We start from the raw sequence: 22,495 nt of genomic DNA on the forward strand, positions 1-22,495 counted from the left end.
CATGCGCAAGATCGTGCGTTCCGCCGTCCCCGTTTGCGTACTGGCGATGGTCACCGTCCTCTTCGCCCCGCCCGCGCTGGCCGCCACCTGGTCCTCCACCGACCGGTGGGGCACCTGGTCCAACGGCGGCTACACGCTCTACAACAACATCTGGGGCAGCGGCGCCGGACCGCAGACCATCTGGGCGAACTCCTACAGCAACTGGGGCGTGTGGGCCAACCACCCCAACACCGGCGGGGTGAAGTCGTACCCGAACGCCACCAGGTACGTCGGCAAGCGCGTCAGCGCCCTCGGCAGCGCCACCAGCAGCTTCAACGTCACCGTGCCGAACGGCGGCTCGTACACGACGGCGTACGACATCTGGGACTCGGCCAACGCGTACGAGATCATGCTCTGGATGAACAAGCACGGCGCCGTCGGCCCAATCGGCTCGCGCCAGACCGGCGCCACGGTGGGCGGCCACAGCTGGGACGTCTACCGCGGCAGCAACGGCGCCAACCAGGTCTTCTCCTTCGTCAGGACCGGCAACACCAACTCCGGCACCGTGGACATCAAGGCGGTGCTCAACTGGCTGCGCACCAACGGCTGGATGGGTGACGTGACGCTCGGCAACGTGCAGTTCGGGTACGAGATCACCTCCTCCAGCGGCGGGATGGACTTCGTCACCAACAGCTTCTCGGTGTCCGCCGGCTGACCGATCCCTACGCCTGGGGGCGGTCGTCCCCGCGGTAGACGGCCATCAGCAGCGGGCGGGTCAGGTCCGCCATCTCGGCGGGCGAGCGCGGGCAGCCGTGCTGGAGCCAGTCGGTGGCCACGCCGATGAGCGCGCCCGCCGTGAACGCGGCGGGCACGTCATGCGGGGTCTGCACGGTGTAGTCGGTCGGGGTGTCGTCTCCGGTGGCCTTGCGGCGCGCGCCGACGTAGGCCGCGACGGTGGCGTGGCGGCGCACGTGGTCGATGACGCGCGCGCTGCCCTGCGGCCCGAGCACGCTGCGGTAGAGGCCGGCGTGCTCGTCGAGGTGGGCGAAGAAGGTCAGCAGCGTGTCGGGGGCGTCGTCCGGGACGTCCCGGACACCGGGGTCGGGGATGGCCTCGATCAGGTCGTCGATCATCGTGGTGCACGCCGCCTCGGCGAGCTCGTGCACGTCACGGTAGTGGTCGTAGAACGTGGAGCGGCTCACCCCGGCGCGTTCGGCGACGTCGGCGACGCTGATCCTGGACAGGTCGCCGTCCTGGACGAGGCCGATCAGCGTGCGTTGCAGGGCCGCCTGGGTGCGACGCACCCGCGGGTCGCTCAGGTCGCTCTTTCTGTCTCTGGTGGGGGCCACGCCTCAGTGTACTGTGCCCTACATCTGTAGGTTAGCCTACAGATGTAGGGAAATTTGGGAATGGCACGCTGATTGGGGACAACCGTGACCTCTGACTCCGCTGAGACGCTCCAGATCACCCGCACCTGCCCGTACGCACCGCCCGAGCAGCACCTTCGCCTCCTGCGTGAGCAGCCGGTCACCGAGGTCACGCTGCCCGGCGGTTCGAGCGCCTGGGTCGCCGCCCGGTATGAGGACATCCGTACGGTCCTGAGCGACCCGCGTTTCAGCGCCGACCGCCGCCATCCCAACGCCCCCAGGCTGAACGGCGAGACGGCGCCCGGCGAGTCGCCGCTGCCCAAGATGATGCTGGAGATGGACCCGCCCGAGCACGGTCCGGCGCGGCGCGCCGTGATCGGGGAGTTCACCCTCCGGCGCATCGCGGCCCTGCGGCCGCGCATCCAGCAGATCGTGGACGAGCACCTCGACGCCATCCTGGACGGCCCCCGCCCGGTCGACCTGGTGCGGGCGTTCGCCCTGCCGGTGCCCTCGCTGGTGATCTGCGAGCTGCTCGGCGTGCCGTACGAGGAGCACGACTTCTTCCAGACGCACTCCGCCCAGTTGCTCAACCGCGCCGCCACGCCGCAGGAGCGCCAGCACGCCTCCTTCGAGCTGGCCGTCTACCTGGACAAGCTGATCAGGGCCAAGGCGGAGGACCCGACCGACGACCTGCTCGGCCGCCAGGTGGTCAAGCAGCGCGAGAGCGGCGAGGTGGACCATGGCGCGCTGCTCAGCCTGGCGTTCCTGCTGCTGATCGCCGGGCACGAGACCACGGCCAACATGATCTCGCTGGGCACGTACATGCTGCTGCGCCACCCCGACACGCTCGCCGCGCTGCGCGCGGACCCCAGCAAGACGCCGGGCGCGGTCGAGGAGCTGCTGCGGCACTTCACCATCGCCGAGTTCGCGATCATGCGGGTGGCCACCGAGGACGTGGAGCTCGGCGGCACGGTCATCCCCGCGGGGTCAGGAGTGCTCACGCTGGCCAACGCCGGCAACCGCGATCCGGAGGTGTTCGCGGACGCCGACGCGTTCGACATCGAGCGTGACGCCCGCAGCCACCTGGCCTTCGGTTACGGCCCGCACCAGTGCCTGGGCCAGAACCTCGCCCGCGTGGAGCTGGAGATCGTCTTCGACTCGCTGTTCAGGCGGATCCCGGGGCTGCGGCTGGCCGTGCCCGCCGAGGAGCTCTCGTTCAAGGACGAGGCCAGCGTCTACGGGATGCACGAGCTGCCCGTCACCTGGTGACGCGTTGAACCAAGTTCATGAATCGGCCCGTACCTCCCAGGAGTAAGCAATCACCTAACCAAGGGCCGATTCATGAACAAGCGCACCCTCGTTCTTCCTGGCCTGGCCGTCACCACCGCACTGGTCGCCGCTCCCGTGCCACCGGCCGCCGCGCAGACCAGTACTCCCGTCTACCTGGCCGCCAGCCTCGCCGGCAAGCACGAAGTGCCCGCACCCGGCACCAAGGTCGGCGATGACGACGGCAGCGCGCTCGCGGTCTTCCGCATCCACGGCAACCGCGTCGACTACGCCGTCCGCTGGAGCAACGTCAACGCCCCCAGCGGCTTCCACATCCACAAGGGCAACGCCGGCCAGAACGGCGAGGTCAAGATCCCCTTCATCACCACCGCCCTGCCGCCCCAGCTCCACGCCATCAAGGGCACCGTCATCGTCAAGGACCTCAACCTCCTCGGCCGCATCCTCAACAACCCCCAGGGCTGGTACGCCAACCTCCACAACGCCGACTTCGCCGGCGGCGCCGTACGGGCCCAGCTCCAGCGGATCCGTCCCGTCGCCCTGGAGAGCATCCTGGCCCACGGCTTCGGCCGCACCCTGACCACCCGCGCCGACGGCAAGCAGGAGATCCCCGCCCCCGGCACCAAGGTCGGCGACCGCGACGGCCGCGCCGCCTGGCTCGTCCAGCCCGAAGGCGACCGCGTCTGGTTCGCCGCCACCTGGAAACACGTCGCCACCCCCACCGCCGCCCACGTCCACCGCGCTCCCAAGGGCAAGAACGGCCCGGTCGTCGTCCCCTTCTTCGAGGCCAAGGACGGCCTGCCGCCCAGCGTCAACGGCCTCGCCGGCAGTTCCAAGACCGACACCGCCACCGCCCGCCGGATCTGGAACAACCCCAAGAACTGGTACGCCAACCTGCACAACGCCAAGTTCCCCGGCGGAGCGGTCCGCGGCCAGCTCTACCGGGGCGACTGGTAGAGGGCTTTCCTCGGCCCGGCGCGGGTGCGCTGGGCCGAGAGGCCGCTCCGGCCTACGCGTCCTGTTCCGCGGCGTCGGGCACGGGGACCGGATGCAGGCGGACCTGCGTGATCGCGTGGCGTTCGACGCCGAGGACCTCGATGCGCCAGCCGGCCACGGTCACCGACTCGCCCGGCGCGGTCGGCACCCGCCCGAGCTCGGCCAGGACCAGGCCCGCGACGGTGGTGTAGTCGCCCTCCGGCTGCCCCTCCAGGTGCACGCCCACGTCCGGCAGGTCGTGCACCGGAAAGCCGCCGGGCATCGTCAGCGTCCCGTCGTCGCCGTGCTGGACGGTCTCCAGGTCGCTGTCGGTCTCGTCGTAGATCTCGCCGACCACCTCTTCGAGGAGGTCCTCCAGGGTGACGATGCCGTCCACGGCGCCGCGCTCGTCGACGACGAGGGCGAACTGCTGGCGTTCGGCCTTGAAGCGGCGCAGCGCGTCGGAGACGTGCAGGCTCTCGGGCAGGACGAGGGCGGGCCGGGCGGCGTCCGCGGCGACCTCGGCGTCCTGGGTGAGCAGGTCGCGCAGGTTGGCGATGCCGAGCGTGTCGTCCAGGTTACGCCCGCGCACGACCGGCGCGCGCGAGTGCCCGGAGGCCGCCAGCTCGGCCGCGGCCTGCCGGAGCGGGGTGCCGGCCTCGATCGCGAACACCTGGCGCGGGGGCACCAGGACCTCGCGCAGCACCCGCTCGGTGATCTCGACGGCTCCGGAGATGATCAGCCGCTGCTCCGGGGTGAAGCCGCGATGGACGCTGACCAGATCGCGGATCTCCTCGGGGCTCATCTCCTCCCGGTGCAGGTCGGGGTCCCCGCCCATCAGCCGGACCGTCAGGTCGGTGGACTTGCCGAGCGCCCAGATGACCGGCCGCGAGATGCTCCCCAGCACGCTCAGCGGACGGGCGACCAGCAGCGCCCAGGTCTCCGCGCGCTGCATCGCCACCCGCTTGGGCGCCAGCTCGCCGAACACCAGGGTGAGGAACGTCAGCACCAGGGTGACGAGGATGATCGCCACCGGTCCGGCCGCGCCGCCGAGGAAGCCGAGCAGCGGCACCAGGGGTTCGGACAGGGTCACCGCCGCGGTGGCCGAGGCGAGGAACCCGGCCAGCGTGATGCCGATCTGGATGGTCGCCAGGAACTGGTTCGGGTCGCGGGCCAGCTTGGCCAGCACCCGTCCTCCGCTGCTGTGCTGCTCCAGGCGGCGCAGCTGGCCCTCCCGCAGGGAGACCAGCGCGAGCTCGCTTCCCGCGAACGCCGCATTGATCACGATGAGGACCGCGACCAGGGCGAGTTGCACCCAATAACCATCCACGAAAGGGGTTCCTCCAGACGCCATGACACTTGCCGTATTGCGCAACTATAAAACAAGTGCGGCGTTCACGGCGTTCGGCGGCCTCTGTCCCTGAATCTCCGGCGGGTGATGACCAGCAGCGTGCCCCCGTACAGGACGACCACCGCCAGCAGCCACAGGTAGCTCGTGGCGGGCAGCGCGACCAGCCCGAACGCGTCCGCCAGCGGCGAGAGCGGCAACAGCAGGCCGACCGCGGCGAGCGCGCCCGTCGCCAGCCCGAGCGGGCGCGACACCCCGCTGATGGGGCGCAGCAGCAGCATGATGACGGCCTGGGTGAGCATGTTCTCGATGAACCAGCCGGTGTGGAAGGCCGGCGCCCCCTCCACGCCGAGGACCCAGGTCAGCACCGCGAACGTGACGAGGTCCGCCACGGCGTTCAGGGCCCCGAACCCGGCGACGAAGCCCAGGAGGGCACGTGGCCGGAGCCGGAGGGGGCGGCGCAGGACGTCCGGGCCGGCCCGGTCGAAGGCGAGGGCGAGCTGCGCGGCGTCGAAGCACAGGTTCTGCACCAGCACCTGGACGGGCAGCATCGGCAGGAACGGCAGCGCCAGCCCGGCCGCGAGCATCGCGATCACGTTTCCGAGGTTGGACGACAGCGCGATGCGCAGGTAGGTGACGATGTTGCCGGTGCTGCGCCGCCCGGCGACGACCGCGTGGTCGACCGCGGCGAGATCCTTGGCCGCCAGCACGACGTCGGCCGCCTCCCGCGTGACGTCCACCGCGCCCCTCGGGCAGATGCCGACGTCGGCGGCGCGCATGGCGGCCAGGTCGTTGACGCCGTCGCCGAGGAAGCCGACCGTGTGGCCGCGGGCGCGCAGCGCGCGTACGACCCGCGCCTTCTGCTCGGGGGTGCAGCGGGCGACCACCGTCGCCCGGCCGACGGCCTCGGCCAGCTCGGCGTCGGACAGGTCCGCCAGCTCGCCCGCGTTGACCACCGCGCCCACGCTCAGGCCCAGGTCCCGGCAGGTACGGGCGGCGGTCGCCGGATGGTCGCCGGTCAGCACCTTGGGCGTGATCCCCCGGCGGGAGAGCGCCGCCAGGGCGCCCGGCGCCTCCGGCGACGGCTCGTCGGCCAGCGTGACGAAGCCGGCGAAGCGGAGCCCGCGCTCCTCGCCCAGGCGGTGGACGGCGGGGCGATCGGCAGGGCGGTCGGCCGTGGCGACCGCGAGCACCCGCAGCCCCTCCTCGGCCAGCCGGTCGGCCAGGCGGGCGGCACGCAGGCGGTCCGGCGGGCTGAGCGTGCAACGTTCCAGCACCGGCTCCACGGCGCCCTTGACCACGACGCGGTGCGCCTCGCCGTCGCGGACGAGCGCGCACGAGATGCGGCTCACCGGATCGAACGGCGAGGCGTCCACGCCCTCGACGTCCCCCTGGTCGGGCGCGCCGAGCAGGATCGCCTCGTCCAGGGAGTCGGGCACCGGCGGGTCGGCCAGGTGCAGCGTCCAGAAGCTGTTGATCGCGGCCCAGCGCAGCACCTCGGGATCCGGGCCGCCGTCCGGGCCGATGGAGTCACGGAGCACGGGACGGTCTCGGGTGAGAGTGCCGGTCTTGTCCATGCACAGCACGTCGATCGCGCCCACGTCGTGCAGCGCGGCCAGCCGCTTGACGATCACGCCGCTGCGCGCCAGCAACGCCGAACCCCTGGCCAGGGCGGTGGTCACGACGACGGGCAGCATCTCGGGCGTGAGCCCGACGGCCACCGCGACCGCGAACGGCAGCGCCTCCAGTCCCCGGCCGCGCAGGACCGCGCCGGCCACCAGCGCCACCGGCGGGATGATCACCATGAGCCGGACCAGCGTCCAGGAGATGCCGTTCACCGAACGGTCGAACGCCGACGGCCTGCGCGCCGGCGCGGCGGAGGAGCCCGCGAGCATCGTGTCCGCGCCGGTGGCCGCCACCACCGCCAGCGCGCTCCCCGAGACGACGCTGCTGCCCTGCCGGCACAGGTGATCGTCCCCCTCGGGCAGGTCGAGCGCCCGCTTGGGAACCGGGGCCGACTCCCCGGTCAGCGGCGCCTGGTGCACCGTCAGACCCCTGGCGCGCAGCAGCCGCACGTCGGCCGGCACCAGGTCACCCGGTCCCAGCTTGACCACGTCGCCCGGTACGAGCTGATCGACCGGGATCTCCCGCTCCCACGGCTCGGCGTCCTCCGACGCGCGCCGCCGGACCGTCGCCGTGGTGGCCACCAGCTCCCGCAGCGCCGCGGTCGAGCGGTCGGCCCGGTATTCGCCGTTGGAGCGCAGCACGCAACTGGCCACGACCAGGAGCACGATGACGCCCGCCGTGCCCCAGGACGCGATCAGCGCCGACACCACCCCCAGCGCGAGCAGCACCATCGTGAACGGGTCCCGCAGGCTGCGCGCCAGCCGTCGCGGCCACGACACCGGGCGCCGGCCGGGAAGGACGTTCTCGCCGTGGCGGAGCAGCCGGGACTCGGCCTCCGCCTCCACGAGGCCGCGCGGCCCGCTGTCCAGCAGCCGCAGCACCTGCAGCCTGCTCAGGGCCGCGACCTCGTCCCCGGCCGGCCGGGACGGCGTGCTCGGCGCCTCAGGCGCCCAGACCATGGGCCTGTCCCCCCGGGCGGCCAGCCCGCTCGGCGAGGCGCCCCACCAGGACCTGGACCGTGGCGACGATGTCCTGATCGTCGATCAGGTAGACCACCCGGCGCCCCTCGCGCCTCGACCGCACCAGGCCGGCCAGCTTCAGCTTGGCCAGGTGCTGGCTGACCGCCGGAAGCGCGCCGCCCACCCGCTCGGCCAGCCCGGTCACGTCGCACTCGCCCTGCGCCAGCGCCCAGACGATGTGCAGCCGCGGCGGCGACGACAGCAACCCGAAAGCGGCCGCGGCTTCGGCCAGCACGTCGGCGGGCGGGTCGCCGACCTCTCCCATCGCCACTCCTCCTGCGGACATAGCCGCCCAGTCTAGGCCGTCACGGCTTGGCCTGCCCGTCCTCCCGAACGCTCGCGCGCAGCCTGGCCGCCTGCTCCTCCAGCCGCCGCGCCTGCTCCTCCAGCGACGGGCCGGAGGCGGGCGGCCCGGCCGGCTCGTCGTCGTGGAGCTTGCCGGCCTCGGCCTTGAAGATCCGCAGGGAGCGGCCGACGGCGCGGGCCGTCTCCGGGAGCTTCTTCGCGCCGAAGAGCAGCACGAAGACCAGGGCGATGATGAGGATTTCAGCCCATCCGAGATCCTGCATGAGGAGTCCTAACGTTGCTCGGATGCGCAAGTATAGGAGTGTCCAGGTAAGGCGAAGGACGCCACCTGCGGGTCGAGCGCGGTCAGCTCGGCGCCGGAAGCTCGACCAGGCCCGTGAACTCGGCACTGGGCCGGACCTGGATCTCCTCCCACAGCAGCTCCGTGAACGCGCGCACGGCACGGACCGCCTCGACCAGGTTGCCCTCGGCGAGGTGGATGCGGACGACCAGGCGCTGGGAGCTCTCGCGCAGCGGCTCGTACTCGACGGCGGCCAGCGCGAGGTCGAGTGCCCGGCCGTAGGCGCCCCGGGCGAGCTGCCGTTCGGCCACGGCCTCCAGGGTGTGCAGCTGGAGCTGGCGGACACGCTCGCGGACGGCGACGACCCACTCGTCATACCAGCCGGGCAGCAGCACGCCGCGCGGCGGCACCCACGAGCCGTCGTCCTCGGCCTGCGCCGGTCGCCGCACGTGCAGCCGCCGGCTCAGCGCCCGCAGCTCGTCGACGTCGACCGAGACCCGCGAGTCCAGCCGCATGGCCGGCCCGCCCGTGACGATCAGCCCCGGGCAGGCCCGGCCGGCCCGCCAGAGCGTGGTGCGGAGGTCGGCCTGCGCGTGGGCCTCGCTGGAGTCGGGCCACAGACTGCCTGCGGCGAAGTCACGGGTCGCGGTGCCGTGCAGGCCGAGAAAGGCGACCAGCCGCCGAGCGCTGTGCGGGAGCTCGCCCCACCGTGCACCGCCCGTTTCAGCGCGTGCCGACACCTCGAAGGTGCCCAGCAGACGCAGGCTCACCGACCCCTCCGGCCGTGCATCGTACGCCGCGACAGCAGAAGTGCTGTCCATCGGGCGCCCCTCCTATGCACGAACAGATCCCCCTGGGTTTTATGTTGCCCGCAGATGATCTGTCAATAGGGCGCCATCAGACGGCAATCTTGGGATGGAATTCAACTGCCAAATCGGCCATGAACTGGGCTTTTGAGCCACACTCCGGCGACCGTTAAATTCATCTTGAAACTGCCGAACATCCCATTCACCGTCGAAACACCGGCAGTTATTCAGCCGTATTTGGTGAGTTCCGGATGGCGGCGCAGCGCCTCGTAGGTCCTGCGGTCGGGGGCGTAGCCGTCGGCGCGCGACCCGTCCTCGCCGCGTTCGCGGAAGACCTCGCGAAGCCGGTCGACCAGCGGGTCCCACTGCGTGTAGACCGGCTTGAGCTTGTTCAGCGACTGAATGGCGGCGATGACATCCGGGCCCCGGTACCACGGCGGGTGCTCGAGCTCCTTGCGCACCTCGGCGAAGACCGCCCTCTCCTGATCGCGCAGCGTCAGCAGGGCCGGGATCAGGCTCCGGATCCTGGCGTTGCGCTCCTCCATCGCGTCGGCGTCAGGAGCGGGCGCGGGCGGAGGCCCCACCGTCTCCTTCTGCGCGGGCGCGGGCGCCAGTGCCGTCTTGAGCCTGCGCAGCTCGGCGCGGATCTCCGTCTGCCGGTCGCCGATCCTGCGCAGCATCTCGGCCACCGCCGCCACGTCGGTGAACTGCTCGGAGGCGGCCGTGATGGCCCTGGCGGCCCTGTCGAGCCTGAGGTTGTCGGCCTTGAGGCCCGCCTGGGCCTCCTCGAAGGCCCCGGCCGCGGCGCGGGCCCTGAGCTGGGCGACCCGGTCGCCCACCACGATCGTCTCGAACGCCTCCCGCTCCTTGGCCAGCTCGGCCGGCCAGTCGTAGCGCACCCCGCCCTCAGCTTGGCCCTGCGGCCGGACCACCGCCTGCACGGCGTCGGACGCGCCGTCGTTGTCACTGGCGTACTCGGCGAGCGCGCGGCTCATCGCCTCCCGGTCCCCGCCGGCGGCGGCGATCCTGCGGCCGAGGCGCTGCCAGTCCTGGAAGCTCGCGATCCGGCCGCGGAAGGCGTGGTTCCACCTGCCGGGTTCCCGGGAGATCGACGCGATGGCCGCGAAGTCGTCGTCCGACAGCTTCATCCCGATCACCTCGGTGCGGGACTGGAGCAGCTTGCTGCCGCCGGTGGCCAGCTTGAGCGCACTGGCGATGGGTGACTGGTCGGCGGCGGAGGCCAGCGCGCGGGCCGAGACGCCCAGGTCGGTCTCCGAGGTCGTGGTGCTCACGTCGCCCGTGGCCTTGTTCCCGGGGCCGACGGCGGCGGTGACGGCCTGCTCGGTCTGATACTCGAGCTGGGGGCCCGACGCCGCCCCAGCCTTGAGGCCGCCGCCCGTCGCCCCGGCGAACAGCCGGTGCGTGCCCGTCTCGTCGGCGACCGTCTTCTCCGAGAAGGAATGGGTGGTCGAGATCGACGCCTCCAGCCCCGCGACGCCCACCTTGGGGGTCAGCGTGGTGGACCAGCCGCTGCCGGTCTCCGTACCCGCCACCCGGGTGGGGTCGGCGGCGGCCAGGGCGGCCAGTTCGGCCGCGCCGTCGACCGCGAGGATCCGGTCGAACCTGTTCTGGTAGTCCGGGTCGCCCGGGTTCAGGCGGAAGGTGACCGCCCGGCCTTCCGACGTCGTCCTGCCGTAGCTGAGGCCGCCGCTCACGGCGCCCGACGAGCCGGACGCGCCGATGGACTTCGCGCTCTCCGACACCACCTCGACCGTGACGAGCACGGCCCCGCCCCTGCGCGCCACCGTGCGCTTGAGCGACCTGCTCCTGCTGTAGGAGACCTCGGCACCGACCGGCGATCTGCCCGCGCCGCTCACGCCGAGCGAGCCGCCGAGGCCCTTCCTGGCCTCCAGGCTCGCCTGGTCGCCCTCGCCGAGCCTGGCCGCCTCGGCGGCCGACAGCGGGGCCGCCAGGGTGGTGAGCAGCTGCCGCGCGTCGTCGACGCCGCCGCGCGCGACGAGGTTGACGATCCGCAGCTCCTGCTCCGCGCCGCCCGACCCGTCGCGGGCCAGGTCCCCGAGGTAGCGCCTGGTCTCCTCCTCGGTGAACCGGTGGACGAACGTCCCGGTCACCGACCCCGTCACCGACAGCGACGCGTTCGCCGTGCCCTTCCGTCCCGCCCCGCCGCCCACCGTGCCGGACGCGCCGATCGTGACGGTCACCATGAGCTGGTACGCCGGCGGCTCCGTCGCCTCCACCCGCGTGGCCTTCACCACCACGCGGGCGTTGCCCGCGACGGACTTCGTCGTGGTGAAGCCGTTGCCGTACGCGGTGGTCCGCTGCGCGCTCGCCGCTCCCTGCCCGCCGAACCCCTCGGGACCGGCGACGAGGCCGGCGCTCGCCTGGCCGGCGGTCCGGGTCCCCTGCTGGAGCCTGCCCTGCTCGTCGAACGTCCCCGTGCTGGTGTCCTTGCTGCGGGTGAGGGTCAGGCTGCCCTCGTTCCGTGCCACCGTCGTCGTTCTCGTGCTCTTGGACGTGGCCTCAGTCGCTTTCGGCGCCGTACCAGGCGCGGGCGCGGGGGCGGGCGCTGGGGTTGTGGGGGTTTTCGGTGCCGTGGTGGCGGGTGCCGGGGGCTTGGCCGGTTCGGGGGCGGGGGCCGCCTGAGGAGCTTCCGGTTTCGGCCTGGCCTTGGGCGCCTTCGGCTGGGTCTGTGCCTGCTGGAGGATCCCGTCGTCCGCATCGGCCGGGACCGGGAGGCTCACGATCCTGCGCCGCGGCTTCGGGGGCGGGGGCGCCTCGGGACGGGCCGGGCGGCGCTGCTCGACGACCGGTTCGGGCCGCGGCGGCTTGCGCGGGAGCTTCTTGATGGCCTCCAGAGCCGGGGAGAGGTTTGCGGGCACGTGCTCGCGCAGCGGGTCCTTGGCCCGGCCGGTGCCGGTGGTGGCGCCGGCCAGCCCGAGCTTGGCCGCGCAGTGCGGGCAGATCAGCGAGCTGGCGCCGACCGCTATCAGCTTGAGGCCGTGCTTGGCCGCGTGGGCCACCAGCCTCGCCTCCGCGTCCTTGCGCGCCTGCTCCGCCGTACGCCTGCGCTTCGGCTCGTCCGCCTCGGACGTCTCGCCTTCGGCGGTCCCGCCCTCATGCTGGTCCACGAGACGCGGTCCCGGCTGGGACGCCGGAGCGGTCTTCGGCACGACTCCCGACAGCGGCACCGGTTCGGACTTCGGCACCACTCCCGACTCGGGCACCGGTTCGGACTCGGGCGCGGGTTCGTGGGCGTGCGCGAGCGCCGACCCGGGCGCGGGCACCGGTACGGGAGCGGGCGAAGGCGCGGGCTTGGCGGCGGGAGCCGGTCCGGCGGGCTCGTGATCGGGAGCCTCCGGCTGCTGCTTCTTCAGGCGGACGGCCTTGACCCACGTCTCGCTCGGCCCCAGGTCCACGAGCTTGCGGCGGCTGCCTTTGCTGGTGGTGACGAGCTCGTGCAGGTTGCCCTGCTCGTCCACGGCGTAACCCACGGTGACGGTTACATCTCCCCGGATGGAGCCCTCCGCCGCCTCGCGACGCTCCTCAGGAGTGCGTTCGTCCACCGGCGGCGGCTTGCCCTCCTTCTCCGCCTTGGCCGTCTTCGCCGCCTGGCCCGCCTCCCACCGGGCGAGGCTCTTCCGTACGACCCCCTCCATCAGCTCGGTCGCCCGCAGGTCGGCGGCGTCCTGGAACTCCCGCAGCCGGCCGAGCGCCTCGACGTCCTCCGGGCTCGCGGGTCCCCCCGTCTCCTCCGCCATCGCCAGCCCGACCGACGCGCTGCCGCCCACCGCCACCGGGCCGCTCTCGTGGGCCATCGCGTCGGCCGCCGCGTGGGCCGCGGCCTCGAGCCCGGCGTGGCGGGTCGGCCGCGGGCCCGCGCCGCCGCGCTGCTGGATGACGTGGGCCAGCTCGTGGGCGAGCAGGTGCCTGCCGTCGGGGGTGTGCGGCGCGAACCTGCCGGGGCCGAAGACGATCCGCTCACCGACCGTGTACGCGCGGGCGCCCAGCTCGCGCGCCGATCTCCCGGCCGGGCCGTCGGAGTGCACCCTGACCTGGCTGAGGTCCTGCCCGAACCGCTGCTCCATGGCCGTACGCGTCGCCCGGTCCAGCGGCTCGCCCCTGCGCGCCAGCTCCCTGCGGGCCGCGGCGGGGACGGGCGCCGAGGCCCGCGCGGATTCGGCACGCCGGTCGCCGGCCGCCATCGTCACAGGCCGTGCGTGAGCGGCAGCGCGAACGACGTCCGCCAACCGGTGACCGCGTCGCCCTCGACGACGGCCAGCGGCGCGTAGTGGTAGGCCACGCCGTGCGGGCCGCGCCCCTGGGGATGGTGCCAGATGACGTCGCCCAGGGTGCGGCGCGCGGGGAAGACCCAGTAGTCGCCCGTGCGGTAGCGGTGCGGGTTGCCGCGCTCGCCGGTGAGGAAGCGCACCTCGACGCCCCGCTCCAGCGGGATCCACCCCGCGTCCTTCCTGGCCGCCTGCGCCTCGGTCACCGGAACGGCCCCGTCGGGGGACTTGCCGGGCGGCGTGTGGTCCCAGCGCCGCAGGTACGGGTGGCGACGCCGGTCGATCGCGGGCGGCGGCGCGTCCAAGGTCACGGTCGACAGGTCCACGTCCACGTCGACCACCTGGCGCAGCGGCGCGGCAGGACGCGGCCGGCCCAGCTCGCGGCGCAGCGAGACGGCGTCGTCCACGGCCTCCACCCACTGGCCGACCTCCAGCGTGGTGTGCCGGTCGCGGCCCAGAGTGCTCACCTGGACCACGGGCCCGTCGCTCGCCAGGACCGGGTAGATCACCGAGCCGTTGTCCCGCGACCAGGCGAAGCTCGCCCCTTCCCGGGCGGTGCCCCCGCTGCGGATCTCCACCCGGTAGAGCTGGTTCTCCCCGGTGTATCCCGCGTCGGACGGCGCGGTGCACGGGTCGTCGTCGGCTTCGTGCGGGCGCGTGGCGCGTACCTGGAGCACTCCCCGGTGCTCCGTCGACGCGGCGGCGGCGATCCAGTCGGCGACCCAGGTCTCCACCGGCACGTCGCCGGTCGGCACGGGCACGGCGCGCGCCTGCCAGACCACCTGCGCGCGGCTGCTGGTGTCCGGGTGGTGCGGGCCGAGCGCGGGCTCGTGCAGCGTGGGGTCCTCCACCTCGGTGACGTGCCGCTCCCAGACCTTCAGGTAGACCAGGTAGCTGCCCTTGGGCAGCCGGTCGGCGCCTCCGACGTCCAGCACGGCGTGCGGCTGCTTGGCGTAGGTGGTCTCGGCCGGGTTCTCGACGCCGATGCCGTTCACGTAATAGCGGCCCGCCCCGATGGTGAAGTCCGCCACGGCCGGGTCGGCGACGGCGAAGCCCAGCGCGGGGCCCGCCGGCCCGGCGTGGGGGCCCATCAGGTCGGCCAGCGCGCCGCGCAGCTGGTGCAGCAGGAGCGCGGTCTGCTCGTTGCGGTTGGCGTCCAGGCCGACCCTGCCCTGCAGGGCGAAGACCGCGGAGTAGCCGCGCTCCGGCGAGAAGGTGATGTTGGAGAAGTCTCCGTGCACTGCGCTCTCCCTAGGTGGCGTTGATGACGGCGGCATCGACACCGAGGGGGACGAACCCGTCCAGGTGGTCGACGAGGTTGGCGAGTCTGCGCGCCTCGAACAGGTCGTGGAAGGCGCCCAGCTCGGCGCCGTCCTCCGCTCCTGCGCGGATGGCGTCGGCGCAGGTCTCGTGCAGCCGGCCGTAGCCGGGCGTGCCGTACCTGACGCCGGCGAACCTGGGCCGCAGCCGGTGGTCCGAGTCGGGCGGGCACCGGTAGCGGGGCGGGCCGCCGTGGCAGGCGTAGGAGAGGTAGGAGTAGCGCGCGCAGCCGGCGTCGCGCCTGGCCACGTGGACGCAGCCGGTCACGATGCTGTCCTCGGCGAGCCTGAGCAGGTAGACGCGCACCTGGCCGAGCACGGTGCAGCGGCGCAGGGTCAGCTCGGCGTAGGCGTTCCTGGCGTCCACGCCGGTCACGGCGGCGAGCTCCCGGCCGGTCGCGTCGATGATCGAGTCGTACGCCTCGACGATGAGCGGCTCCCCCGCGGTCTCGTCCTGGTCGACGAGGATCGTGCCGACGATCGACCGTTCGACGCGCAGGCGGGCGGTGGTGCGGCGCAGCTCGATCGACGGCTCCTCGCCGTGGCGGGGCTCGCACCGGTCGTCCAGCTCCCAGCCGGGCACGAGGGTGCAGTGCCTGATCGTCACCTCGCCCACCTGCCCGGTGATGTCGACGCTGCGGCCGGAGATCACGAGCCCGTCCAGGAGCAGGCGCGGGCGGCGCGCGGAGGGCGGCGGGCAGTCGGCGTCGCCGCCCGGCGGCGGGGTCTTGGAGCGGGCGCGCACCGAGAGCGCGTCGAACCTGTTGGCCCGCTGGTTGAGCAGCCTGATGACCGGCCGCTGGTACGGCGCCGCCCGCAGCTCCAGCCGCTCGTCCGGGTCCAGCTCGACGCAGAGCGCCTCGGTGTAGTCGGCCGAGTCGACGATCTCCACGAGCGCGTCGCGCAGCGACGGGTCGGCCTCCTTGTCCTCCTGCCACTGCCGGAGCGCGGCGGTGATCGAGCCGAACCCGTCGCCGCCGACGACGTACCGGCGGCGCTCACCGGCCGGAGCGGTCGCCCTGGCGTAGGCGCCGCCGCCCATGCGCTCGCTGAAGCCGTAGCACCAGCTCACCCACACGCCCTCCTCCGGCGCCTCGTCCGGCGGGAAGGCGATCCGGCCCAGCACCGGGTCCACGACGACCTGGCCCGGCTGGGGCCGGTAGCGCCAGTCGCTCAGGTCGGCGCCGACGATCCGGCTCGCGGGGACGGGGTCGTCCAGGCTGTCGCGCCAGATCCGCAGGGCGCGGCCAGGACCGTAGTACTCGGTCACGGCCGCGGCGAACTCCTCGCGGCCGATCGGCTCCGGCAGGTCGGCGGGTCCCGACAGGTGGGCGGCCTTCGGTCCGGTCCCCTGCGGGGCGAACAGCTGGGTGTCGATGCCCAGCACGTTGACCAGGTAGCGGCTGTAGCGCTGGTCGACGCAGAACGCCGGGGCCCGGGTGACGGGGAAGGACAGCAGCCGCCACACGTACAGCGCCAGGCTGGGGATGTTGGGCAGGCCCCTGGTCAGCTCGCTGTTGATCCGGCGCACATCGGGCAGCCTGGGGGCGGTGTCGAAGGGCCCGCCGACGCGCTCGCAGGCGACGAGGTCGCGCACGTCGAAGGTGGCCGGCCGGTCCGGCCGCAGGTGCCGCAGGTGCTGGTCGCGCACCAGCAGCCGGTACGTCTCCACCGCCCGCGCGGGCCGGCCGGCGACGTCGAAGGCGAGCTGTTCCAGCGCGGCGGCGGTGCCCTTGCGGCGGCGTACGGCCACCGCGTCCGCCACCTCGGCGCGGGAGACGCCCTCCCGCTCGATGCCGACCAGGGCCGCCAGGTACGGCACGATCCACTCGTCGCAGGTCTCGACGAACCAGTTGGCGTACCAGGTGTCGAGGTCGTCCTCGATGACGCGCACCTGCTCCTCGATGACCCGCAGCAGCGCCCGCAGCGGGTGGCCTTGCTCCTCGTCCCTGCTGCGGTGGATGGCGGGCAGCAGCGCGGCCAGCTCGTCGCGGGTCATCGGGCCACCTCCACGTGCAGGACGACGAACCCGTCCAGGCCGGGTGTGATCAGGACGAGCTCGGCGGGATCGACGCGGACGCCGTCGGCCCCGGTCCTGGCCGCTCTCGCGGGTATCCGGTCGGCCACGCCGGTGACGGCGGCGGCGTCCTGGGCGGTCGTGCCGAGGGTGGCGCCCAGCCGTACGACGTCGGCGAACGCGACGCCGGGCACGCGCTGGAGCGCCGCGACGACCTCGGACAGGTACACGCCGCGCCCGAGGGTCCGCGCGTCGAACCCGAACGCCGACTCCAGGGCCGCGCGGGCCTGCGGGCCGACCAGGTCGGGGGCCCGATCGGGGGCCCGGTCGGGGGCATGGTCGGCGTCGATCCACACGTTCGCCTCCAGGACGACGTTCCACAGGGTGCGCGGCGCCGCGGCGACCGGCACGCCGGGGTCGCCGTAGCGGCGGCAGGCGGCGAGCAGGCCGCGCAGGAGGTCGGAGTCCGGCTCGATCGGCGCGTCGTCCACGCCCGCGACGGTCAGGTGGACCAGTTCCCTGCCGCCCGCGCTCAGGCGGGTCGCCACGGCCTTGCCGACGCCCGCGCGGGCCAGGGCGAAGTCCGCGTAGTCGCGCAGGCCCACCAGCCGGTCCATGGCCAGCGTGGGCAGCGGCGCCCGGCCGCGCAGCGCCGGGTCCGCGTCGTGGCCGGTGCCGCCGCTCGCGCGCAGCGGGTTGGTCACGGCGCTGACGCCCAGCGGTTTGGTCTGCAGCTGGCTGAGCTGCCCGGCGCGCACGTTGCCCGCCGTGCCGATGCCCACGCGGTAGGTGAAGGCCACGTTGCCGGTGCCGGTGGGCAGCCGCGACCCGCGCCTGCCGTCGCCGAACTCGACGGTCGCGCCGCCCGCGGCGTCCACGCTCACCTGGTAGGCCCGCTCGGGCGGCCCCGCCCAGGCCAGCTCGGGGACCTCGTGCCAGGCGATCCCGCCCACCCTGACGATCAGCTCCGCCTCGGCGCCGTCGGCGTCGGGGGTGGCGACGTAGGTCAGCGGCTGCTGGCCCAGGGTGAAGCGCTGGCCGGCCGTGCCGGCGTCGCCGCTGCCCGCCGCGGGTTCGAGCTTCGTCTCGCCGTTGGTGGCGCGGACGACGTTGGCCCAGACGGTGACGGTGGAGCGGCGATAGCTGCCGCGCAGCGGGGCCGCGAGGTCCAGCACGGTGTGGTCCGGCACGCTCCCCGACGAGGAGACCCGCCGGGTGCCGATGACCCGCGCGACCTCGCCGCCCGGCGGGGTGAGCGGGCCGGCGTCCTGCGGCATCCCGGACACGACGATCGTGCGGCCGGTCGGCAGGTCCCGGATCACCACGCCGAGGTCGATCGAGCCGCCCTCGACGGGCCCCGTGATCGGCTCGTCGGCCAGGGCGAGGGGCTCGGCCTGGACGTAGAAGGTGTAGCCGCGCAGCTCGGCCAGAGAGCGCCCGGCGTCGCCCCGCTGCTCGGGGAACCAGGGCGCCGCCAGCACGAGCGCGCTCACCCTGCCGGAGACGCCGTAGCGGGCCAGGCCCAGCGTGCGCACCTCTTTGACGAGGTTGACGTGCGTGAGGCCGTCGCCGGAGACCACCACGATCCAGCTCCCCGGCAGGATGCGCGGGTAGTCGGCGTCGAGCGGGAGCAGGGTGCGCGCGCCCGCGTCGGAGCCGTACAGGCTCTCGTCGAGCTCCCAGTCGGGGTCGTCCGCGGCGGCCTCGCCGATCACGCCGCCGCGCGTCGCGGGCGGGAGCGGGGCGGCGGCGCCGAACGTGGCCGCCTTGGCCCGCAGGACCTCCAGCCGGACGAACTCCGTCTCCTCCTCACCGTCCTCGGCCACCCCGGCCGGGGACAGCTGGAGCCTGGCGGCGGTCACCTGCGCGTCCAGGTCGGTCTCCACCGACTCGACGATCCTCAGCAGGGGCGACCCGTCGGTGAAGTGGAAGAGCAGGCGGTCGTTGGGCGCGAGCCCGGTGGCGACCCCTTCGACGTGCACCACCCGCAGGGAGGCCGCGCGGCAGCGGGTCAGCCGCGTGGGTCGGCGCAGCCTGGGCGGCAGCGCGCCCCACGACGAGCGGGCCACGAGTTCCCCGGCCGTCTCGAAGATCTGCGGCTTGGCGCCGGGGTCGGGCACGCTCTGCACCCTGGCGCCCGCGGGCACCCGCACGAGCGGGCCGGCGGGGTCGGGGTCGAGGGTGTAGGCGAGCCAGGCACTGGCCGCCAGCCCGGGCCGGGGCCGGTAGCCGACGAGCGCGGCCAGCTCCACCAGCGAGCGCCGCTCCTTGGCCGTCGCGAGGTAGCCCTCGTCGGCGATGCGTTCCTGGTAGAAGGTCAGCACGTCGCCGACGCAGGCCCACGCGTCCAGCAGCGCCAGCGCGGGGTCGTCGGGCGCGCGCGTGGTCAGCCTGGCCAGCTCGGGATGGTCGGCGGAGGCCAGCCGCCCGATCATCCTGGCCAGGAACGCCGCCCGGGTGCCCACCCGGACGCTCAGGCTCGACCGCCCCGGCGGGTTGGCCGTTGGCGATGGTGTGCCCGAAGCGCACCGACCGCAGCATCCCGCCGTTTCACCGCAGCTCATACCGGCTCACCGCCCTCCCACGAGATCCAGCGTCAACGTCCCGGCCGAGGGGATCTCCAGCGGGCCGAACGCGAGCGCGCCGCCGGCGGGCACGGGCGGCCCGGTGGAGACCGTGCGGGCCAGCCGGACGACGCTCGCCGACACCACGCCCGGCACGGCCATGGCCTCGGCCAGGATCCGGCTCACGTACAGGCCGGTGCCGAAGGTGAGGCGGTCGGGGTCGAACATGCCGCCCGGCGCGTCGCCGAGCCTGGCCCGCAGCGCGACGGTGACGGCCGAGCGGGGCGCGGTCGCCGCCAGGCAGAGGCGCAGCCCGAGGTCGACCGCGACAGGCCGGGGCGGGCCGGCCCGCAGATCGTGCCCGATCCGCCGGGCCTGCTCCAGCCGGGTCCGCACCGCCTCCAGGGGGAACTCCTCGCCGCAGCGGCCTCGCAGCGGGTCGATCGCCACGTCGGCCTCGTACCAGCCGCCGGTCCAGGCCAGGTCGGTGGCCGCGCCCAGGACTCCCGGCTGGGCGGCGGCGATCGTGGCGTAGTCCTCGGCGGTGACCGCGCGTACCAGGCGGTGCCGGTAGGCGGTGGGGCCGAGCAGGCGGGCGTCGGCGACCGGTTCGGGGTCGATGCCGCCCGTGGCGGCCAGCGGGTTGCGTACGCCGGTCACCGGCACCGCGACGGGGCGCGCGGCCACCAGGTGGGCCACCGCCTCGGGGCCGACGTTGCCGGCCGTCCCGTTGCCGACCCGCAGGCGCAGGTCGAACCGCTGGCCGGGGCGGACCGCGCGGCCGTGCCCGCCGTCGCCGAAGCGCAGGTGCGAGCCGCCCTCGTCGTCCACCTCGACGACGACGTGCCGGTCCTCGGGGCCGCTGCCGATCAGGTCGGCCCGCACCGTCCACCTCTCGCGGTCGGAGGTGAGCCACAGCTGGGCCAGTGCCGTACGCGGGTCCTGGGTGAGCGCGGCGGCGGCGGGACCGGCGGCGACCGGCTCGGCCGGGTCGAGCCCCGCGCCGGCGCCCCAGGTGGCGGCCACCTCGGCCGCGTCGGCGGCGTCCAGCGGCAGGCCGAGGCGGGCCTGGGCGGTCAGCCGGGCCAGCCTGGCGGCCTGACGCGGCCGCGTGTCGGCGGGGATCCGGGCCAGCGTCAGGGCCTGGCCTTCCGCGACGGTCTCGGGAGCGGGGTAGGGCGCCCGCCGGGTGAGGGGCGCGTGCGGCAGCACGGGCTCGAAGCGCACCCGTACGGGGTCGCGCTCCGGGCGGCCGAGCCCCTCGCACCGCACGGGACCGGGCTCCCCTCCGGGCACGGTCAGCGTGCCGGTCTCGGTGGCGCCGTGGTCCACGAGGACCACGTTCGCCCTGGCCACGCTCACGTCCTCGAACAGGCAGCACTCCTCGCCGCCGACGGCGGCCAGGCACAGGTCGAACGTCAGCGCGTCGGCGCACGCCCAGCGCACCCGGAGCAGCGGCTGGTCGTACACCGGGTCGTCGAGCTCCTCGACCTCGGTCAGCCGGACGGCGTGGCGGTGGGTGAGGTCCGCGTCGCCCGGCACCCCGGTCAGGGGGCCGCGTACCTCCTCGAAGATCACCACGTCGCCGGGGCAGAGGCCGAGCAGCCGCTCCGACCGCTCCTCGTCGCACCAGCCGTCCACCAGCGTCGCGGCCGTCGCGCCGCGCGGCAGGCAGCACTCCTCGCCGCCCCAGGTCCACAGCCGGATGCGGTTGCGGGCCGGGCTGACGGCCACGTCGTGCGCCGTCACCGGCTCGTACACCTGGTAGCCGCCGCCGGGCGCGAGGCGGCGCAGCTCGCCTTCCGAGACCATCGGGCGGCCGCCGAGCGCGGGGACCGCCGTCACGAACCGGTAGGCGCCCGCGTGCAGGACCCCGGGCTCCTCGACCTCCAGGTGCACCCAGGTGCGCGCGTTGCAGCCGTCGTGCATCCGGTAGTCGACCAGCCGCAGGTGCCGCCGCACCGACGTCCGCAGCCGGGCCGTGTTCAGGTAAGCCTCGGTGGCCACCGCGTCCTGGCGGTAGGAGAGCTGGTCGCCGACGTAGGCGAGCAGTTCGACGAGCGTGACGCCCAGGTCGGGGATCTGCCGATCGGTCCAGGCGGGGGAGGTCAGCGCGAGCCGGTCCAGGATCAGCCGGCGGAAGCTCGCGTAGTCCTTGGCCAGGTAGTCGATGACCGCCGGGTCCTCCTCGCCCGGCGGGCAGGGCACCGTCGCGCCGCAGTCGCTCTCCTCGCCGCAGTCGCCGGCGAAGGTGAAGGCGGCGCGGGCGTAGCGGGGGTCGAGGTCCTGGACGCCGGCCAGCTCCACCTCGTACGGCGAGCGGTCCCCGAGCCGGTCGAGGTGGACGACCAGCTCGTCGTAGCGACCGGCCCGCGCGGCGGCCACCTCGACGTGGACGGCCCGCACCACGCGCCCGGGACCGGTGATGGCGACGTCGTCCGCCTCCGGCGCGGGCTCGGGGGCCTTGCCGAACAGCAGCAGCCGCAGCGTGCGCGCCTCGTTGTCGACCTGCACGCCCGCGATGCCGCCCCATCCGCGGGCGCGGTCCCGTTCCCGCCGCGCGCGGGGCGGGCAGCCCTCGTCGGCCGTCATGGCCCGGTCCTCCGTTCGACGGTGACCGAGGTGAGCTCCCCGGTCAGCAGCAGCACGTACGCCACCGACACCAGCAGCGCCCCCTCCTCGGCCCGCACGTCCACGCGCTCGACCCGCAGGTCGTCGGGCAGCCACTGCTGCAGGGCGGCCTGGAGGGTGTACTCGACGGCCCCGGCCAGCTCGGGGCTGTTGGGGGCGAAGACCAGCCGCAGGACGCCGGTGCCGAAGTCGGGCCGGTTGACCCGCTCCCCCGGGATCGTGAACAGCAGCTGCTCGACCATGTCGCGCACGTGGTCCTCGTCCGTGGTGGTGGCCGACCTGCCGTGCGCGTCGACGTGGAACGGGAAGTCCAGGTGGGTGCTCATGATCCCGCCGCCCTGACCTGCGTCGAGGTGATGACCGGCGTGCCCTGGGGGGCCTTGGCCGCCGACTGGCTGACACCGGCGCCGGGCCCCGCGGGCTCCAGGACGACCGGTTTGCCGAGCACGAAGACCCGGGTGGAGGCGGCCAGGGCGAAGTCGACCGTGACGCAGGGGCTCGGCGGGGTCGCGCCCGACAGCGAGCAGCCCGCCACCGCGACCACGTCGGCGACGGTCACCACCGGCGCGCCCCCGGCCAGCACCGCGCTCTGGCCGGGGACGATCGTGGCCTTGCCCTGGTGCAGGCAGGTCACCTGGGAGGCGACGGTCAGCAGGAAACCCGGCAT

16 protein-coding genes are annotated in these 22,495 nt (G+C 74.0%); 3 read left to right on the plus strand and 13 right to left on the minus strand.

From position 1 onward, the window contains the following. Nucleotide 1 precedes the first annotated feature (1 nt). A complete protein-coding gene (locus H4W80_RS09210) occupies nucleotides 2-694 on the plus strand; it encodes a glycoside hydrolase family 12 protein (RefSeq protein ID WP_192784698.1) in 693 nt (230 codons plus the stop codon). Nucleotides 695-701: 7 nt separating this feature from the next. Here H4W80_RS09210 and H4W80_RS09215 read toward each other — a convergent pair whose 3' ends face one another. Further along, nucleotides 702-1,328, minus strand: coding sequence for a TetR/AcrR family transcriptional regulator (locus tag H4W80_RS09215; protein ID WP_192784699.1), 627 nt, complete (start codon nucleotides 1,326-1,328; stop codon nucleotides 702-704). An 84-nt stretch (nucleotides 1,329-1,412) separates the two neighbouring features. Between H4W80_RS09215 and H4W80_RS09220 the strand changes: the two genes are divergently transcribed. After that, a complete protein-coding gene (locus H4W80_RS09220) occupies nucleotides 1,413-2,615 on the plus strand; it encodes a cytochrome P450 (protein ID WP_192784700.1) in 1,203 nt (400 codons plus the stop codon). Nucleotides 2,616-2,687: 72 nt separating this feature from the next. Continuing rightward, nucleotides 2,688-3,587: a CHRD domain-containing protein gene (locus H4W80_RS09225; RefSeq protein WP_192784701.1), complete on the plus strand. Its 900-nt coding sequence runs from the start codon at nucleotides 2,688-2,690 to the stop codon at nucleotides 3,585-3,587. A gap of 52 nt (nucleotides 3,588-3,639) precedes the next feature. On the opposite strand, the gene H4W80_RS09230 is transcribed toward H4W80_RS09225, so the two are convergent. The 12 genes from H4W80_RS09230 to H4W80_RS09285 all read right to left on the minus strand — a co-directional run bounded on the left by H4W80_RS09230 (nucleotide 3,640) and on the right by H4W80_RS09285 (nucleotide 22,495). Further along, nucleotides 3,640-4,935, minus strand: coding sequence for a hemolysin family protein (locus tag H4W80_RS09230; RefSeq protein ID WP_192784702.1), 1,296 nt, complete (start codon nucleotides 4,933-4,935; stop codon nucleotides 3,640-3,642). A gap of 65 nt (nucleotides 4,936-5,000) precedes the next feature. Then, nucleotides 5,001-7,538: a magnesium-translocating P-type ATPase gene (mgtA, locus tag H4W80_RS09235; protein WP_192784703.1), complete on the minus strand. Its 2,538-nt coding sequence runs from the start codon at nucleotides 7,536-7,538 to the stop codon at nucleotides 5,001-5,003. Continuing rightward, nucleotides 7,522-7,884 (minus strand): ArsR/SmtB family transcription factor, encoded by a 363-nt coding sequence (locus H4W80_RS09240; protein WP_192784704.1) that lies wholly within the window; start codon nucleotides 7,882-7,884, stop codon nucleotides 7,522-7,524. Before H4W80_RS09240 ends, mgtA begins: the two co-directional genes overlap by 17 nt. A 19-nt stretch (nucleotides 7,885-7,903) precedes the next feature. Beyond that, on the minus strand, nucleotides 7,904-8,167 hold the full coding sequence (gene tatA / locus H4W80_RS09245; protein WP_192784705.1) for a Sec-independent protein translocase subunit TatA: 264 nt from the start codon (nucleotides 8,165-8,167) through the stop codon (nucleotides 7,904-7,906). A gap of 82 nt (nucleotides 8,168-8,249) precedes the next feature. After that, complete coding sequence (locus H4W80_RS09250; RefSeq protein ID WP_192784706.1) at nucleotides 8,250-8,954, minus strand: AfsR/SARP family transcriptional regulator; 705 nt, start codon at nucleotides 8,952-8,954, stop codon at nucleotides 8,250-8,252. 263 nt (nucleotides 8,955-9,217) lie between these two features. Continuing rightward, nucleotides 9,218-13,213: an eCIS core domain-containing protein gene (locus tag H4W80_RS60430; RefSeq protein WP_225964658.1), complete on the minus strand. Its 3,996-nt coding sequence runs from the start codon at nucleotides 13,211-13,213 to the stop codon at nucleotides 9,218-9,220. Nucleotides 13,214-13,215: 2 nt separating this feature from the next. After that, nucleotides 13,216-14,538: a DUF6519 domain-containing protein gene (locus H4W80_RS09260; protein ID WP_192784707.1), complete on the minus strand. Its 1,323-nt coding sequence runs from the start codon at nucleotides 14,536-14,538 to the stop codon at nucleotides 13,216-13,218. Between the two features lie 10 nt (nucleotides 14,539-14,548). Then, nucleotides 14,549-16,615, minus strand: a complete 2,067-nt coding sequence (locus H4W80_RS09265; protein WP_192784708.1) for a phage tail protein — start codon at nucleotides 16,613-16,615, stop codon at nucleotides 14,549-14,551. After that, nucleotides 16,612-19,098, minus strand: coding sequence for a putative baseplate assembly protein (locus tag H4W80_RS09270; protein WP_192784709.1), 2,487 nt, complete (start codon nucleotides 19,096-19,098; stop codon nucleotides 16,612-16,614). Before H4W80_RS09270 ends, H4W80_RS09265 begins: the two co-directional genes overlap by 4 nt. A 105-nt stretch (nucleotides 19,099-19,203) precedes the next feature. Further along, complete coding sequence (locus H4W80_RS09275; protein WP_192784710.1) at nucleotides 19,204-21,789, minus strand: putative baseplate assembly protein; 2,586 nt, start codon at nucleotides 21,787-21,789, stop codon at nucleotides 19,204-19,206. After that, nucleotides 21,786-22,154, minus strand: a complete 369-nt coding sequence (locus H4W80_RS09280; RefSeq protein WP_192784711.1) for a GPW/gp25 family protein — start codon at nucleotides 22,152-22,154, stop codon at nucleotides 21,786-21,788. The genes H4W80_RS09275 and H4W80_RS09280 overlap by 4 nt, the downstream gene beginning before the upstream one ends. Further along, complete coding sequence (locus H4W80_RS09285; protein ID WP_192784712.1) at nucleotides 22,151-22,495, minus strand: hypothetical protein; 345 nt, start codon at nucleotides 22,493-22,495, stop codon at nucleotides 22,151-22,153. The genes H4W80_RS09280 and H4W80_RS09285 overlap by 4 nt, the downstream gene beginning before the upstream one ends.

Source organism: Nonomuraea angiospora, from assembly GCF_014873145.1.
GTDB lineage: Bacteria > Actinomycetota > Actinomycetes > Streptosporangiales > Streptosporangiaceae > Nonomuraea > Nonomuraea angiospora.

Excerpts from the sequence above, each read along its gene's own strand:
- H4W80_RS09275 (WP_192784710.1), bottom strand. The coding sequence starts at position 21,789 with ATGACGGCCGACGAGGGCTGCCCGCCCCGCGCGCGGCGGGAACGGGAC.
- H4W80_RS09240 (WP_192784704.1), bottom strand. The coding sequence starts at position 7,884 with ATGTCCGCAGGAGGAGTGGCGATGGGAGAGGTCGGCGACCCGCCCGCC.
- mgtA (WP_192784703.1), bottom strand. The coding sequence starts at position 7,538 with ATGGTCTGGGCGCCTGAGGCGCCGAGCACGCCGTCCCGGCCGGCCGGG.
- tatA (WP_192784705.1), bottom strand. The coding sequence starts at position 8,167 with ATGCAGGATCTCGGATGGGCTGAAATCCTCATCATCGCCCTGGTCTTC.
- H4W80_RS60430 (WP_225964658.1), bottom strand. The coding sequence starts at position 13,213 with ATGGCGGCCGGCGACCGGCGTGCCGAATCCGCGCGGGCCTCGGCGCCC.
- H4W80_RS09280 (WP_192784711.1), bottom strand. The coding sequence starts at position 22,154 with ATGAGCACCCACCTGGACTTCCCGTTCCACGTCGACGCGCACGGCAGG.
- H4W80_RS09285 (WP_192784712.1), bottom strand. The coding sequence starts at position 22,495 with ATGCCGGGTTTCCTGCTGACCGTCGCCTCCCAGGTGACCTGCCTGCAC.
- H4W80_RS09265 (WP_192784708.1), bottom strand. The coding sequence starts at position 16,615 with ATGACCCGCGACGAGCTGGCCGCGCTGCTGCCCGCCATCCACCGCAGC.
- H4W80_RS09210 (WP_192784698.1), top strand. The coding sequence starts at position 2 with ATGCGCAAGATCGTGCGTTCCGCCGTCCCCGTTTGCGTACTGGCGATG.
- H4W80_RS09225 (WP_192784701.1), top strand. The coding sequence starts at position 2,688 with ATGAACAAGCGCACCCTCGTTCTTCCTGGCCTGGCCGTCACCACCGCA.